Genomic DNA, 13,750 nt, shown 5'->3' with positions numbered 1-13,750 from the left:
TGAAGCCATGAAGCCGCATCCCCGCAAACCCCGATCGCCCTGGACCGTCGCCGCCGGTGCCGCGCTCGCCATCGTCACGGCCGGGGCGTTCAGCACGCTCGCCGGTCTGCTCGTCGGGCCGCTGCACGAGGATCTCGGCTGGTCACGGGCGTCGGTCGGGCTCGGCTCGCTCGTGAACATGGTCGTGTACGGGGCGAGCGCCCCCTTCGCCGCGGCGCTCATGGACCGGCTCGGGATGCGGCGCGTCGCCGTCGGCGCCCTGTGCCTCGTCGGGGCCGGGGCCGGGCTCGCGACGACGATGACCGCGCCCTGGCAGTTCGTCCTGTACTGGGGCGTGCTGGTGGGCCTGGGGACGGGGGCGACCGCGACGACGTTCGCGGCGACGGTCACCGAGCGGTGGTTCGTCGCGCGGCGCGGGCTCGTCACCGGGCTGCTCACGGCGGCGAGCGTCGTGGGGCAGTTCGTGTTCCTGCCGGTGCTGTCGTGGGTGATCGACGCGTACTCGTGGCGGGCCGCCGCCGCGGCACTCGCGCTCGCGGCCGCCGGCGCGCTGCCGGTGGTGTGGGCCGCGGTGCGCGATCCGCGCAAGGGGCCGGCCCGTACCGACGACGTCGCCCGGCACGCCCTGCGCACGCTCGCCCGCGCCGCCCGCACCGGCCCGTTCTGGCTGCTCGCCGGGACCTTCGCCGTCTGCGGCGCCTCGACGAACGGGGTGATGTGGACGCACTTCGCGCCCGCCGCCCACGACCACGGGATGCCGGTGACGGTCGCCGCGTCGCTGCTCTCCCTCATCGGGATCTTCAATGTCGCGGGGACGGTGGCGTCCGGATGGCTGACGGACCGGGCCGATCCGCGCCGGCTGCTCGCCGTGTACTACGCCCTGCGCGGCCTCACCCTCCTCGCCCTGCCGCTGCTCCTGACGTCGGCCGTGGACGCGCCGCTCGTCGCGTTCACCGTCGTCTTCGGGCTGCTCGACGTGGCGACCGTGCCGCCGACGATCGCGCTGTGCCGCGCCCACTACGGGGCGAACGCGCCGGTCGTGTTCGGCTGGGTGAGCGCCGCGCACCAGGTCGGGGCCGGGGCCGTGGCGCTCGCGGGCGGGATGGCGCGGGACGCCTTCGGCTCGTACGACCCGGTGTGGGTGGGCGCGGGCGCGCTGTGCGCGGGGGCGGCGCTCCTCGCGCTGACCGTACGGAGGCCGCGGGGGCAGCGCGTCACGCCCCCAGCGCCCGCGACACCGCGTAGATCGCGAGCCCTGCCAGCGAGCCCACCACCGTGCCGTTGATCCGGATGAACTGCAGGTCACGGCCGATGTGCGCCTCGATCTTCTTCGAGGTGTGCTCGGCGTCCCAGCCCGCCACGGTGTCGGTGATCAGCGAGGTGATCTCCTTGCGGTACGTCGTCACGACGTACGTGGCCGCACCCTCGACCCAGCCGTCGACCTTGTCCTGGAGGCGCGCGTCCGTCGCCATCCGGGAACCGAGGGAGAGCAGCGAGGCCCGTACGCGCAGCCGCAGCTGGCTGCGCTCGTCCTCCGCCGCCGCGACGATCATGGCGCGCACCGCGGACCAGGCGGAGGCGATCAGGTCCTGGACCTCGGGACGGGCGATGACCTCGGACTTCAGTCGCTCGACGCGCGCCCGCGTGTCCGTGTCGGACTGGAGGTCGGAGGCGAAGTCTCCGAGGAAGCGGTCGAGGGCGCCGCGGGCCGGGTGCCCGGGCATGTCGCGCATCTCGGTGACGAAGCGGAGCAGCTCCTTGTAGACGCGGTCGCCGACCTTCCTGTCGACGAACCGCGGGGTCCAGCCGGGGGCGCCGCCCTGCACCGCGTCCATCACGGAGTCCTCGTGCCGCACCAGCCAGTCGTGGGCCCGTGCGCAGATGAGGTCCACGGCCCGCTTGTGGCCGCCGTCGGCGACGATCTTCTCCAGCATCTTGCCTATGCCGGGCGCGACCTCCTGCGCGTCGGCCCGGCGCGTGATCGCCTCGCCGACGACGGCCTGGACGTCCGAGTCGCGCAGCACGGTGAGGGCGCCGCGCAGGGCGGTGGCGAGCTCGGCCGTCACCCGATCGGCGTGCTCCGGTTCGGCCAGCCAGGTGCCGAGCCGGCTGCCGATGCCGACGGCGCGCAGCCGCTGCCGTACGACGTCGGAGGAGAGGAAGTTCTCCCCGACGAACTCGCCGAGGGAGACGCCCAGCTGGTCCTTCTTGGTGGGGATGATCGCCGTGTGCGGGATGGGGATTCCGAGGGGGCGGCGGAAGAGCGCGGTGACCGCGAACCAGTCGGCGAGGGCGCCGACCATGCCCGCTTCGGCGGCGGCGGCGACATAGCCCGCCCAGGCGCCGGCGCCGGAGTTCTGGCCCCATTTGGCGAGTACGTAGATGACCGCGACGAGCAGGAGCAGACCGGTGGCGGTGGTCTTCATCCGGCGTACGCCGCGCTGCTTCTCCACGTCGGCGGGGCTGAAGGAGCCGGGGCCCGCGCCGAACGGGGCCGGCCGCGTACTGAATGAGGAGCCGCCCGCGCGGGCATGCTCACTCATGCCCGCTTCGCCCGTTTCCTCCATACCCTGCGAGCCGCGCGCGGCCGCCGCGCGCTTCGCGTCCTCCGCTTCGTCCACTCAGCTCACTCCGCCCGTCACCAGTCCGCTCATCCGGCAGTCCCCCGTGTCATCCCTCTCACACATTGTCCCTACCTGACCGACTCCCGGAACGGACGACAAGTTCCCCGCGTCTCAAAAGGCGGAGGGGGGCAGTGTCGGCTTCCTCCCGACCCATGACGCATCATGGGATCATCACACCGGAGCCTCGGGCTCCCGCTGCCCGAGGAGACACCCCCGCATGACCAAGCGCCACGGTTATGCCCTGTTGGCCGCGGTCGCGGCCCTGGTCGTCGTGATTTCGGCCGCCATATACCTGGGCGTCTCCGGCGCCTTCGACGGCTCGCAGCGCACGGTCAGCGCGGGCCCCCAGCACCCGCAGAACTCGGCGGCCCCCGCCTCCACCGGCACCTGGTCGGGCAGTTGGTCGGCCTCCCCCGCGGGCGGCGAGCCCGGCACGGAGACCGACGGCCTCGCGGGCCGCACCGTGCGCAACGTCGTGCACACCAGCATCGGCGGCACGAGCGCCCGCATCACGTTCTCCAACCTCTTCGGGCAGCAGCCGCTCAGCATCACGCACGCCTCGGTCGCCGTCGCGGCCGCGCCCAACACCCCGGCCGCCGCGGCGGGCACCCTGCGCCGCCTCACCTTCGGCGGCAACACCTCGGTCGTGATCCCGGCCGGCTCCCAGGCCATGAGCGACGCCGTTCGGCTGCACGTCCCGCACGACGCGGACATGCTCGTCACGAGCTACTCGCCCACCCCGTCGGGCCCGGTCACCTACCACCCGCAGGCCCGCCAGATGTCGTACGTGGCCCAGGGCGACCGCGCGGAGGACGCGACCGGCGCCCCGTTCACGCAGCAGACCCCCTTCTGGCGCTACGTCACCGCGCTCGACGTGCTGAGCAACGAGTCGGACGGCACCGTCGTCGTGATAGGCGACTCCCTGACCGACGGCGTCACCTCGACGGTGGGCGCCAACCGGCGCTGGACGGACGACCTCGCCGACCGGCTGCGCGACGAGAACGGCGCGGCCCGCTACGGCGTCGTCAACCAGGGCATCAGCGGCAACCGCATCCTGTCCGACGGCCTCGGCCGCCCCGCGAACAACCCGAGCGGCCTCTCGCGCTTCGACCGGGACGTCCTCGACCGGTCCGGCGTCAAGGCCGTCGTGATCGCGCTCGGCGTCAACGACATCCTGCGCAACCCGCACCAGACCGACCCCGACAAGATCGTCGAGGGGCTGCGGGAGCTGACCCGGCAGGCGCACACCCGCGGACTGCGCGTGGTCGGCGCGACGCTCATGCCGTTCCAGGGCCACCGCGGCTACGAGCCCCGCCTCGAAGGCGTGCGCCAGGCCGTGAACGCGCAGATCCGCTCCGGCAAGGTCTTCGACGAGTTCGTCGACTTCGACAAGGCGCTGCGCGACCCGTACAACCCGCGCAAGCTCCTGCCCGCGTACGACTCCGGTGACCACCTGCACCCGAGCGACTCCGGCTTCCGCAAGATGGCGGACACGTTCAACCTGACGACGCTGAAGGGGTCGACGCCGGCCGAGCTGTAGCGCCCGGCCCGGCTCCACCACCGCCGCTCACGGCGCGGCTGCAGCACGGCTCACGGCACGGCTGCACCACCCGCCCACGGCACGCTGCACCACCCGCCCACGGCACCGGCTGCGCTACCCGCTCAGGGCGCGGGTGCGCTACCGCTCACGCCTCTCGCGGCGCTCCTCCGCCCGCTCCCACTGGCGCTCGCGCCGCTCCTCGTGGCGCTCGTGCCGCAGCTGATGGCGTTCGGCGTGCCGCTCGCGGTGCCCCTCGAGCGCCTCAAGGTGCGCGGCCATGCGGTCCAGCTTGTCCTGGCGGCGCTCCTCCTTGAAGCGACGGCGCTCCTCGCGCCTCGCCTTGCGCTCCACGCCGACGCCGCCCATCAGGGCGAACCCCCGCACGACGACCCGCGGGGAGCCCGGCGTGCCCTCGCCCGACGCCCGGTCGTCGACGCCGCCCATGATGCCGAAGCCCTTGACGGTGACATCCAGCTCCGGCGGCACCTTGACGTGGATCCCGCCCATGATCGCGAAGCAGTTGATGACCACGTCGCGGGACGCGAACCGCGCCTCCCGCAGATCGATCTCGCCTCCGCCGAACATCGCGAACGAGGTGAACCTCTCGCCCACCGTCCAGCGCCCCTTGCGGCCGAACCCGCCGAAGAACGCGAGCGCCCACGTGGACGTGGCCTCCCCGCCGATCCGCGTCCGCCAGTCGAGCGCGCCCTCGGGCCGCGGCTCCTTCACAAAGCTCACCGGGGTCTGAGGCGCCGCCGCGCCCGCCGCCGGCAGATCACGCGTGAGGGGCGCCAGCTCGCCGTACGTACGCGCCTTGTACACGGCCTCGAGCCGCTCGTCGAACTCCTCCATGTCCAGGCGCCCCTCGGCGAGGGCGTCCCGCAGGACCTCCGCGACCCGGTCCCGGTCGGCGTCGGAGGCCCGCAGCTCGGGCAGGTCGTTCGGCTCGGGGCGCTCAGGGCGTTCGTCCGTCATGGGAACAGCCTACGAGGGCGCGGCCGTTCCTCCCAGGGACGGCTCCTCACGGGCGTACATCCGGGCGATCACGGACTCGATGTCCGGCTCCCGCACCGACAGGTCCGCCAGCGGATACTGAGCCGCGATCTGCGCGACCAGGGGCGCCGCCGACTGCGCGGCCGGGAACGCCAGCCACTGGCGCGGCCCGTCCACCTTCACCACCCGCGTGAACTCCACCGCCAGCGGCGGCAGTTCACGCTCCAGGTCGACCACGAGGGTCCGCTCGCTCTCCCCCACCTGGTGCAGGCCGGCGAGCTGCCCGTCGTACATCAGGCGGCCGTGGTCGATGACCATGACGCGTTTGCACAGCTGCTCGATGTCGGTCAGGTCGTGCGTGGTCAGCAGCACCGTCGTGCCGCGCTCCTCGTTCAACTCCCGCAGGAACCCCCGCACCTTGACCTTGGAGACGACATCGAGACCGATGGTCGGCTCGTCGAGGTAGAGCACCTCGGGGTCGTGCAGCAGGGCCGCCGCGATGTCGCCGCGCATGCGCTGCCCGAGGGAGAGCTGCCGTACCGGCGTGTCCAACAGGCCGCCCAGTTCCAGGAGTTCGACGCACCGGTCGAGGTTCTCCCGGTAGCGGGCGTCAGGGATGCGGTACATGCGGTGCATCAGCCGGTACGAGTCGATCAGCGGCAGGTCCCACCACAGCGTCGTGCGCTGCCCGAACACCACGCCGATCCGCCGCGCGAGCCGCGTCCGCTCCCGGGACGGCTCGATGCCCGCGACCCGCAGCCGGCCCGCGCTGGGCGTGAGGATGCCGGTCAGCATCTTGATCGTGGTCGACTTGCCGGCGCCGTTCGGCCCGATGTAGCCGACCATCTCGCCGCGCGGCACGCCGAAGGTCAGCGAGTCGACGGCCCGCACCTGATGGCGCTCGCGCCGCAGCAGGCCCGTCTTCCTGCGCACGTCGAAGACCTTCTCCACGCCGTCGACCTCGATGAAGTCCTCAGTCATACGCCTTCAGCTCCCGGTGCTGCGGTACGAACGGACACCCGCGCGCCAGGCCAGACCCGCGAGCACGCAGCTCGTGGCGGCCACCAGCGGCGGCGTGAAGGCGAGCCACCAGGGCAGGCCGATGGGATAGGGGCGGCCGAGCACGTACAGCGCGGGCAGCCAGTTGACGAAGGCCAGCGGCACGACGAACGTCACGCCGATCACGAAGTCCCTGGCGAACACCGTCGGCGGGTACTGGAGCAGCGTCAGCCCGCCGAACGTGAACGCGCTCTGCGCCTCGGCCGCGTCCTGCGCCCAGAACTGGAACGCCGCCCCGGCCACGTACACCGCGCCGAAGATCGCAGCGCCGCTCAGCACCATCACCGGCAGCAGGAGCAGCCTGGCGGGCGTCCAGTCGAGGTCGAGGCGCGTCAGGGACCAGCCGAGGACCAGGGCACCCTGGAGGAAACGGCCGAGGCGGCGCAGGCCGAAGCGGTCCGCGGCGACCTGGACGAGCACCGGGGCGGGGCGCACCAGGAACGCGTCGAGGGAGCCGTCGCGCACCCGCAGCCCGAGATCGTCGACGCTGCCGAGCAGAAGGGCGGTGATCCCGAAGGAGACGGAGGCGGTCCCGTACAGGAAGGCGGTCTCCGCGAAGCTGTAGCCGCCGATCGAGGTCGCCTGCGAGAACATCATCCAGATCACGACGAAATCGAGCGCCGTGACAAGGAAGTTGGTGAGGACCGCGGCCGCGAACGACGTGCGGTAGACCAGGGTGGAGCGGATCCACATCGCGGCGATCAGGCCGTAGACGCGTACGCTCCCGCCGACGTCAGCCACCTTGAAGCACCACCTTGCGTGTCGCGGAGGACTGGAGGAGGCGGCCCGCGGCGAGCAGGACGACCGCCCACCCGGCCTGGAAGGCGTACGCGGCAAGGACCTCGGCCGCGCCGGAGCGGGCCCCGAGGAGGATGTCGGCCGGCATCTGGAGCAGCGACGCCCACGGCAGCACCCGCGCGATGTCGCCCAGCGCGCCGGGCATCGCGTTCAGCGGCAGCAGCAGCCCCGTGAAGAACATCCCCACCAGACCGCCGAACTGCAGCACGCCCGACCCGTCGAGCAGCCAGAACGCGCTCAACGCCAGCACATAGCGAATCGCGAAGCTCACCACCACCGCCAGCACCACCGCCACCAGGAACTCCAGCCACACCACCGGATCGCCCGGCAGCGCCAGCGGAAAGGCGAGCGCGCCCACCGTCAGCGGCACCAGGCCCCGGCTGAACAACTGGAACACCGCCCGCCCCAAGTCCCCGGCCAGCCACCACAGTTGAAGGTCGACGGGCCGGTACAGATCCACGGCGATGTCGCCGTTGCGGATCCGCGCCACCATGTCGACGGCGAAACCCGCGTTGAATATCGACAGGGCCTGCGCGAGCGCCTGCCCGATCCACACATACGTCAGCGCCTGCGCCTGGTCGTACCCGCCGAGCCCCGGCCGCTCGTCCCACAGCGCCATGTACGTGTACGCCACGATGAACCCGAAGACGGTGTTCGTGAACACGCCCGCCGCGGTGGCCGAACGGTACGTCGCGTAGCGCCGGAACCCTCCGGCGGCGACGGCCGCGTACAGCCGGAAAGTCCCCACCGACAAGCTCCCGCCCTCGTCTTCCGTTCTGGACCAAAGCGCAGGAGCCTAGCGGGAACAGGGTGTACCGTGCCACGCATTTTCGGGACCCCCGGCGCGTGCCACGCCCCGGCCGCGCCGCCCATCGATGCCAGAGTGTCCGGCAGGAAGTAAAGAGGCGTACGTGACGTACGGAGGGAAACAGGAGTTCCACAGGGCATGAGCGACGAGCCGCAGCAGCCGAAGGCCGCACAGTCCGGGAACGCCGGGAAGGCCGGGAAGCCGGCGAAACGCACACGCCCCCGTCGCACGGGCCGGCGCCGCCTGATCCCCACCTGGCGCATGGTCCTCGGCACGGTCTTCGGCTTCCTGCTCCTGTGCATCGGCCTGTTCACCCTCGGCTACGTCCTCGTCAAGATCCCGCCCGCCAACGCCACCGCCACCGCGCAGAGCAACGTCTATCTGTACGCCGACGGCAGCCAGCTCGCCCGCGACGGCGAGATCAACCGCGAGAACGTCTCCCTCTCCCAGATCCCCAGGCCCGTCCAGCACACCGTCCTGGCCGCGGAGGACCGCGACTTCTACAGCGAGTCCGCCATCGACCCCAAGGCGATGGTCCGCGCCGCCTGGAACACCCTCACCGGCAAGGGCAAACAGTCCGGCTCGACGATCACCCAGCAGTACGTGAAGAACTACTACCTGGGCCAGGAACAGACCATCACCCGCAAGGTGAAGGAGTTCTTCATCTCGATCAAGCTGGACCGCGAGGAGAGCAAGGACCACATCCTCGAGGGCTACCTCAACACCAGCTACTTCGGCCGCAACGCCTATGGCATCCAGGCCGCCGCCCAGGCCTACTACGGCGTCGACGTCGAGGACCTCACCACCGCGCAGGGCGCCTACCTCGCGGCCCTCCTCAACGCCCCCAACTCGTACGACGTCATCGCCCACCCCGAGAACAAGGCGCGGGCCGTCGCCCGCTGGAACTACGTCCTCGACGGCATGGTCAAGGAGCACTGGCTCAGCCCGGCCGACCGCCAGAAGATGACGTTCCCCCTGCCCGACGACGCCAAGGGCCCCGCCGGGATGTCCGGCCAGCGCGGCTACCTCGTCCAGGCCGTCAAGGACTACCTCACGGACAAGGGCGTCATCGACGAGGACACCCTGGCCGTCGGCGGCTACCGCATCACCACCACGCTCCAGAAGAACAAGCAGGACGCCTTCGTCAAAGCCGTCGACGACCAGCTGATGTCCAAGCTCGACAAGAAGAACCGCGCGGCCGACCGCAACGTCCGCGCCGGAGGCGCGGCCATCGACCCCGCGACCGGCAAGGTCCTCGCGATGTACGGCGGCATCGACTACACGAAGCAGTACGTCAACAACGCCACGCGCCGCGACTACCAGGTCGGCTCCACGTTCAAGCCGTTCGTCTTCACCTCGGCCGTGGAGAACGCCTCCACCACCCAGGACGGCCGCACCATCACCCCGAACACCGTCTACGACGGCACCAACGCACGCCCCGTGGAAGGCTGGAGCGGCGGCTACTACGCCCCCGAGAACGAGGACAAGACCGACTACGGCCCCATCACCGTCCGCACCGCCACCGACAAGTCCGTCAACGCGGTCTACGCGCAGATGGCCGTCGACGTCGGCTCCGACAAGGTCAAGCAGACCGCGATCTCCCTCGGCCTCCCCGAGAACACCCCCGACCTGACCGAGTCCCCCTCGATCGCGCTCGGCCCGGCCACGGCCAGCGTCCTCGACATGACCGAGGCGTACGCCACCCTCGCCAACCACGGCAAGCGCGCCACGTACGCCCTCGTCACCGATGTCACCAAGGACGGCGAGAGCGTCGACCTGCCCGACCAGCGCACCAAGCGCGCCGTCACCCGCGAGTCCGCCGACACGACCACGTCCGTCCTGCAGAGCGTCGTCGAGGGCGGCACCGGCACCGCCGCCCTCGCCGCGGACCGGCCCGCCGCCGGCAAGACCGGCACCGCCGAGGAGGACACGGCGGCCTGGTTCGCCGGCTACACCCCCGACCTCGTCACCGTCGTCGCCGTCATGGGCCAGAACCCCTCGACCGGCGCCCACACCCCGCTGTACGGGGCGCTCGGAATGCCCCGCGTCAACGGCGGCGGCTTCCCGGCGCAGATCTGGGCCCAGTTCACCAAGGCCGCGCTCCAGGGCAGTGCGCCCAAGGACTTCGACCTGGACCTGGAGTCCGGCGCCGATCAGCCCGAGATCCCCTCGGCCGCACCGGACGAACCGTCCATCGAACCGAGCACCGGCGAGCCCTCCAGCGAACCCCCGTCCGAACCGGCGTCGTCCGGCCCCCCGACCGCACCGTCCACACCGGCCGAGCCCACCCTTGAGACTCCGTCACAGGAACCGAACCCACCGTCAGGACCGGTGAACGAACTGTTCGGTGACTCGGAGACGACCCGCGACTCCGAACCCGACCCCGGGCAGTGACCGGGGTCGGCGTCCAGGGGGACCCTAGTGGCCCGACGTCGCCTTCAGCCCCACGATCGCCACGATCAGCAGCACGATGAAGAAGATCCGCGCGGCCGTCGCCGGCTCACCGAGCGCCAGCATGCCGACGACGGTCGCACCGGCCGCACCGATGCCCACCCACACGCCGTAGGCCGTACCGATCGGCAGGGTCTTGGCGGCGTAGGAGAGCAGCACCATGCTGGCGACGATGCCCGCGCCGGTGAACACGCTCGGCCACAGCCGGGTGAACCCGTCCGTGAACTTCATGCCGATCGACCAGCCGACCTCGAGAAAACCGGCGATCACGATAAGAACCCAGGCCATGACAGGCACCTCCGTCAGTTGGATCAACAGGGGTGCGTCGTCTTTGCGATACCCGGTACGGCGCGTCTCGTCGGGATCACCCAAAGGTAGCAAAGAACGCACAAAAGGGCTGGTGACAACGGTCACCAGCCCTCTCGCGAAGTAACTACGAGACGTACTGCTCTATACGAGACGCACTGCTCTACAGGTACAACCCCGTCGAATCCTGGGAACCCTCGAACCGGTCCGCGGCCACCGCGTGCAGATCGCGCTCACGCATCAGCACGTACGCCACGCCCCGCACCTCGACCTCGGCCAGGTCCTCCGGGTCGTACAGCACCCGGTCGCCCGGCTCCACCGTCCGCACGTTCTGCCCGACGGCCACCACCACGGCCCAGGCCAGGCGCCGCCCGACCGCCGCCGTCGCCGGAATCAGGATGCCGCCGCCGCTGCGCCGCTCGCCCTCGGCGGTGTCCTGCCGCACGAGCACACGGTCGTGCAGCATGCGGATGGGCAGCTTGTCGTGCTGGGTGCTGTTCTTCTCGCTGTTGGCGCTCACGCCCCGAACCTACCTGCCGCGGCCACGCCCGTACGCAGCAAGGGTCAGCGCTTGCGGCGCCGCGCGGTCACCGCGAGCAGCCCCACGAGACCGACCACGACGACAGCCGCCGGAAGGATGCGCTCCACACGCGGCGCGCCCTCCTCGGAGACGAACTGCGCCTTCACGTCCGACACCAGCCGGTTCGCACTCACATAGGCACGCCCGACGGAGTGGTCGACACTCGCGACGAACTTGGCCTTCGCGTCACCGACGATCGTCTTCGGGTGCACCCGCACCCCGATCTCGTCGAGAGTCTCGGCCAGCGCCTCGCGACGGCGCTTTATGTCCGCCTCGATCTGCGCCGGGGTCCGCGCATCCGACGTTCTCGACGTGTCCGACACCGCGCTGCCTCCGTGGTCGCTGTTATGGCACTGGTCGTGGACAGTCTGTCAGCTCGGCGGCCGCCGCACCCCACGGCACCCCCATTACGCTCGGGTCCCGTACCCGTATCCCGTACGAGGAGTCCCACCATGAGCGAGCGACTGACGACCGGCGACACCGCCCCCGCCTTCACGCTGCCCGACGCGGACGGCAACGAGGTCTCCCTCGCCGACCACAAGGGCCGCAGGACGATCGTCTACTTCTACCCGGCCGCCCTCACCCCCGGCTGCACGAAGCAGGCCTGCGACTTCACGGACAACCTCGACGTCCTCGCGGGCGCGGGCTACGACGTGATCGGCATCTCCCCCGACAAGCCGGAGAAGCTCGCGAAGTTCCGCGAGAAGGAGAACCTCAAGGTCACGCTCCTCGCCGACCCCTCGAAGGAGACCCTCGAGGCGTACGGCGCCTACGGCGAGAAGAAGCTCTACGGCAAGACGGTGACGGGCGTGATCCGCTCCACGATCGTCGTGGACGAGGACGGCAAGGTCGAGCGGGCCCTCTACAACGTGAAGGCCACCGGCCACGTAGCGAAGATCATCAAGGATCTCGGGATCTGACCCGCCGGGCCGCGGACCACCGCAGGCCTTCCGGGTACGCGCAGATGTGACGGAAGTCCCCTTCACAAGGGACTTCCGTTTGCGATCGCTACCTCTGAGCAAGTGATTCCCTGGAACAACGCGTCCACAGAAGGGATCACTCCATGTCGGGCGTCCTCGACCCGGAGCAGACCGGGTCTGCCGCCGACCCCGCGGCGGTCAAACGCCACAGGACCCTCTTCCGCGCCGTGAAGCGCAGGAAGAACCCGCCTCTGCGGCGCACGGACATCACCGTCACCGACGAGGCAGCCGTGAAGCGGGCGGTCAAGGCCGCCTCGCTCGGCAATGCCATGGAGTGGTTCGACTTCGGCATCTACAGCTACCTCGCCGTCACCATCGGCCACGTCTTCTTCCCCTCCGGGAACGCGACGGTCCAGCTGATCTCCTCTTTCGCGACCTTCGCCGTCTCGTTCCTGGTCCGCCCCATCGGCGGCATGGTGTTCGGCCCCATGGGTGACAAAATCGGCCGCAAGACGGTCCTCGCGGCGACGATGATCCTCATGGCGATCGGCACGTTCGCCATCGGACTGATCCCGTCCTACGCCACCATCGGCTTCTGGGCACCCGTCCTGCTGATCTTCTTCCGCCTCGTCCAGGGCTTCTCCACCGGTGGCGAATACGGCGGCGCCTCGACCTTCATCGCCGAGTACGCGCCCGACAAACGCCGCGGATTCTTCGGCAGCTTCCTGGAGTTCGGCACCCTCGCCGGCTACGTCGGCGCGGCGGGCCTGGTCACCGTCCTCACCACCCTCCTCGGCAGCGCGGGCATGGAGTCCTGGGGCTGGCGCGTCCCGTTCCTGGTCGCCGGCCCGATCGGCCTCGTCGGCCTCTACCTGCGGCTGCGCCTCGACGAGACGCCCGCCTTCCAGAAACTGGAAGACGAGTCCTCGCACCGGGCCTCGGACGCCGCGTCGCACGTCGAGACCACCGCCAAGGGCGACCTGGCCAGGATCTTCCGCGACTACTGGCCGACGCTCATCCTGTGCATCTGCCTGGTCGGCGCCTACAACGTCACCGACTACATGCTCCTGTCGTACATGCCGACGTACCTGTCCGACGAGATGGGCTACAAGGAGTCCCACGGACTGCTCATCCTCATCGGCACCATGATCGTCCTCATGCTGGTCATCAACCAGGTCGGCAGGCTCTCCGACCGCTTCGGCCGCAAGCCGCTCCTCATGGCCGGGATGCTGGGCTTCTTCTTCCTCTCCATCCCCTCGTTCCTGCTGGTCAAGAACGGCGCCCTGTGGGCGGTCTCGCTCGGCATGCTGCTGCTCGGCCTGTCCCTGGTCTGCATGCTCGGCACAATGTCGGCGGCGCTCCCGGCCCTCTTCCCCACCCAGGTCCGCTACGGCTCGCTCTCCGTGGGCTACAACCTCTCGGCGTCGATCTTCGGCGGCACGACCCCGCTGGTCATCACCGCCCTGATCAGCGTCACGGGCACGGACATGATGCCCGCGTACTACGCCATGGCGGCGGCCCTGGTCGGCATCATCGCGGTGGCCTGCATGAAGGAAACGGCCCAACAGCCCCTGGCGGGCTCCCCACCGTCGGTGGGGACACCGGAGGAGGCAGCAGAACTGGTGGAGTCCCAGGCGCGAGCGCCGAGGTTCTGAACCACGCGGCCCCGCA

The 13,750-nt window shown here is 70.6% G+C and carries 13 protein-coding genes and 1 riboswitch; of the genes, 5 read left to right on the top strand and 8 right to left on the bottom strand.

Annotation, left to right across the window (positions count from 1 at the left end; genetic code table 11):
• Nucleotides 1–7: 7 nt before the first annotated feature.
• A complete protein-coding gene (locus ACWIGU_RS12130; protein ID WP_454399920.1) occupies nt 8–1,285 on the top strand; it encodes an MFS transporter in 1,278 nt (425 codons plus the stop codon).
• Here ACWIGU_RS12130 and ACWIGU_RS12125 read toward each other — a convergent pair.
• A complete protein-coding gene (locus tag ACWIGU_RS12125; protein WP_454400539.1) occupies nt 1,215–2,567 on the bottom strand; it encodes a DUF445 domain-containing protein in 1,353 nt (450 codons plus the stop codon). The genes ACWIGU_RS12130 and ACWIGU_RS12125 overlap by 71 nt on opposite strands.
• Nucleotides 2,568–2,841: 274 nt before the next feature.
• On the opposite strand from ACWIGU_RS12125, the gene ACWIGU_RS12120 reads away from it, so the two are divergent.
• Complete coding sequence (locus ACWIGU_RS12120; protein ID WP_454399918.1) at nt 2,842–4,164, top strand: SGNH/GDSL hydrolase family protein; 1,323 nt, start codon at nt 2,842–2,844, stop codon at nt 4,162–4,164.
• Between the two features lie 138 nt (nt 4,165–4,302).
• Here ACWIGU_RS12120 and ACWIGU_RS12115 read toward each other — a convergent pair whose 3' ends face one another.
• From ACWIGU_RS12115 to ACWIGU_RS12100, 4 genes are read right to left on the bottom strand one after another with little or no spacing between them, the layout of a single operon-like run.
• Nucleotides 4,303–5,139: a DUF1707 SHOCT-like domain-containing protein gene (locus ACWIGU_RS12115; protein ID WP_454399916.1), complete on the bottom strand. Its 837-nt coding sequence runs from the start codon at nt 5,137–5,139 to the stop codon at nt 4,303–4,305.
• A gap of 9 nt (nt 5,140–5,148) precedes the next feature.
• Nucleotides 5,149–6,138: an ABC transporter ATP-binding protein gene (locus ACWIGU_RS12110; protein WP_356273114.1), complete on the bottom strand. Its 990-nt coding sequence runs from the start codon at nt 6,136–6,138 to the stop codon at nt 5,149–5,151.
• 6 nt (nt 6,139–6,144) lie between these two features.
• Nucleotides 6,145–6,909, bottom strand: a complete 765-nt coding sequence (locus ACWIGU_RS12105; RefSeq protein ID WP_454400537.1) for an ABC transporter permease — start codon at nt 6,907–6,909, stop codon at nt 6,145–6,147.
• A gap of 40 nt (nt 6,910–6,949) precedes the next feature.
• Nucleotides 6,950–7,768, bottom strand: coding sequence for an ABC transporter permease (locus tag ACWIGU_RS12100; protein WP_356273112.1), 819 nt, complete (start codon nt 7,766–7,768; stop codon nt 6,950–6,952).
• 192 nt (nt 7,769–7,960) lie between these two features.
• On the opposite strand from ACWIGU_RS12100, the gene ACWIGU_RS12095 reads away from it, so the two are divergent.
• The gene (locus tag ACWIGU_RS12095) at nt 7,961–10,216 is read left to right on the top strand and encodes a transglycosylase domain-containing protein (RefSeq protein WP_454399913.1); all 2,256 of its coding nucleotides are present in this window, start codon (nt 7,961–7,963) and stop codon (nt 10,214–10,216) included.
• 24 nt (nt 10,217–10,240) lie between these two features.
• Here the strand turns inward: ACWIGU_RS12095 and ACWIGU_RS12090 are convergent, their stop codons facing one another.
• The 3 genes from ACWIGU_RS12090 to ACWIGU_RS12080 form a co-directional block, all read right to left on the bottom strand.
• Complete coding sequence (locus ACWIGU_RS12090; protein WP_406106377.1) at nt 10,241–10,561, bottom strand: DMT family transporter; 321 nt, start codon at nt 10,559–10,561, stop codon at nt 10,241–10,243.
• Nucleotides 10,562–10,592: 31 nt separating this feature from the next.
• Nucleotides 10,593–10,655, bottom strand: a riboswitch (guanidine-III (ykkC-III) riboswitch).
• An 87-nt stretch (nt 10,656–10,742) separates the two neighbouring features.
• Nucleotides 10,743–11,045 carry a GroES family chaperonin gene (locus ACWIGU_RS12085; protein WP_199841797.1) on the bottom strand — a complete coding sequence of 101 codons (303 nt, stop codon included), beginning with the start codon at nt 11,043–11,045 and terminating at the stop codon, nt 10,743–10,745.
• Between the two features lie 98 nt (nt 11,046–11,143).
• Nucleotides 11,144–11,482: a DUF3618 domain-containing protein gene (locus ACWIGU_RS12080; RefSeq protein WP_454399911.1), complete on the bottom strand. Its 339-nt coding sequence runs from the start codon at nt 11,480–11,482 to the stop codon at nt 11,144–11,146.
• Between the two features lie 129 nt (nt 11,483–11,611).
• Here ACWIGU_RS12080 and bcp point away from each other — a divergent pair, with 129 nt between their 5' ends.
• Nucleotides 11,612–12,079 (top strand): thioredoxin-dependent thiol peroxidase, encoded by a 468-nt coding sequence (gene bcp, locus ACWIGU_RS12075; RefSeq protein WP_356273104.1) that lies wholly within the window; start codon nt 11,612–11,614, stop codon nt 12,077–12,079.
• A 143-nt stretch (nt 12,080–12,222) separates the two neighbouring features.
• On the top strand, nt 12,223–13,734 hold the full coding sequence (gene proP / locus ACWIGU_RS12070; RefSeq protein ID WP_454399909.1) for a glycine betaine/L-proline transporter ProP: 1,512 nt from the start codon (nt 12,223–12,225) through the stop codon (nt 13,732–13,734).
• The last annotated feature ends 16 nt before the right edge of the window (nt 13,735–13,750 follow it).

Source organism: Streptomyces sp. NPDC055400 (assembly GCF_053644375.1).
This window is presented reverse-complemented; position numbering and strand designations above follow the sequence as displayed.

Excerpts from the sequence above, each read along its gene's own strand:
- ACWIGU_RS12130 (WP_454399920.1), top strand. The coding sequence starts at position 8 with ATGAAGCCGCATCCCCGCAAACCCCGATCGCCCTGGACCGTCGCCGCC.
- ACWIGU_RS12125 (WP_454400539.1), bottom strand. The coding sequence starts at position 2,567 with ATGGAGGAAACGGGCGAAGCGGGCATGAGTGAGCATGCCCGCGCGGGC.
- ACWIGU_RS12120 (WP_454399918.1), top strand. The coding sequence starts at position 2,842 with ATGACCAAGCGCCACGGTTATGCCCTGTTGGCCGCGGTCGCGGCCCTG.
- ACWIGU_RS12115 (WP_454399916.1), bottom strand. The coding sequence starts at position 5,139 with ATGACGGACGAACGCCCTGAGCGCCCCGAGCCGAACGACCTGCCCGAG.
- ACWIGU_RS12110 (WP_356273114.1), bottom strand. The coding sequence starts at position 6,138 with ATGACTGAGGACTTCATCGAGGTCGACGGCGTGGAGAAGGTCTTCGAC.
- ACWIGU_RS12105 (WP_454400537.1), bottom strand. The coding sequence starts at position 6,909 with ATGTGGATCCGCTCCACCCTGGTCTACCGCACGTCGTTCGCGGCCGCG.
- ACWIGU_RS12095 (WP_454399913.1), top strand. The coding sequence starts at position 7,961 with ATGAGCGACGAGCCGCAGCAGCCGAAGGCCGCACAGTCCGGGAACGCC.
- ACWIGU_RS12090 (WP_406106377.1), bottom strand. The coding sequence starts at position 10,561 with ATGGCCTGGGTTCTTATCGTGATCGCCGGTTTTCTCGAGGTCGGCTGG.
- ACWIGU_RS12085 (WP_199841797.1), bottom strand. The coding sequence starts at position 11,045 with ATGCTGCACGACCGTGTGCTCGTGCGGCAGGACACCGCCGAGGGCGAG.
- bcp (WP_356273104.1), top strand. The coding sequence starts at position 11,612 with ATGAGCGAGCGACTGACGACCGGCGACACCGCCCCCGCCTTCACGCTG.
- proP (WP_454399909.1), top strand. The coding sequence starts at position 12,223 with ATGTCGGGCGTCCTCGACCCGGAGCAGACCGGGTCTGCCGCCGACCCC.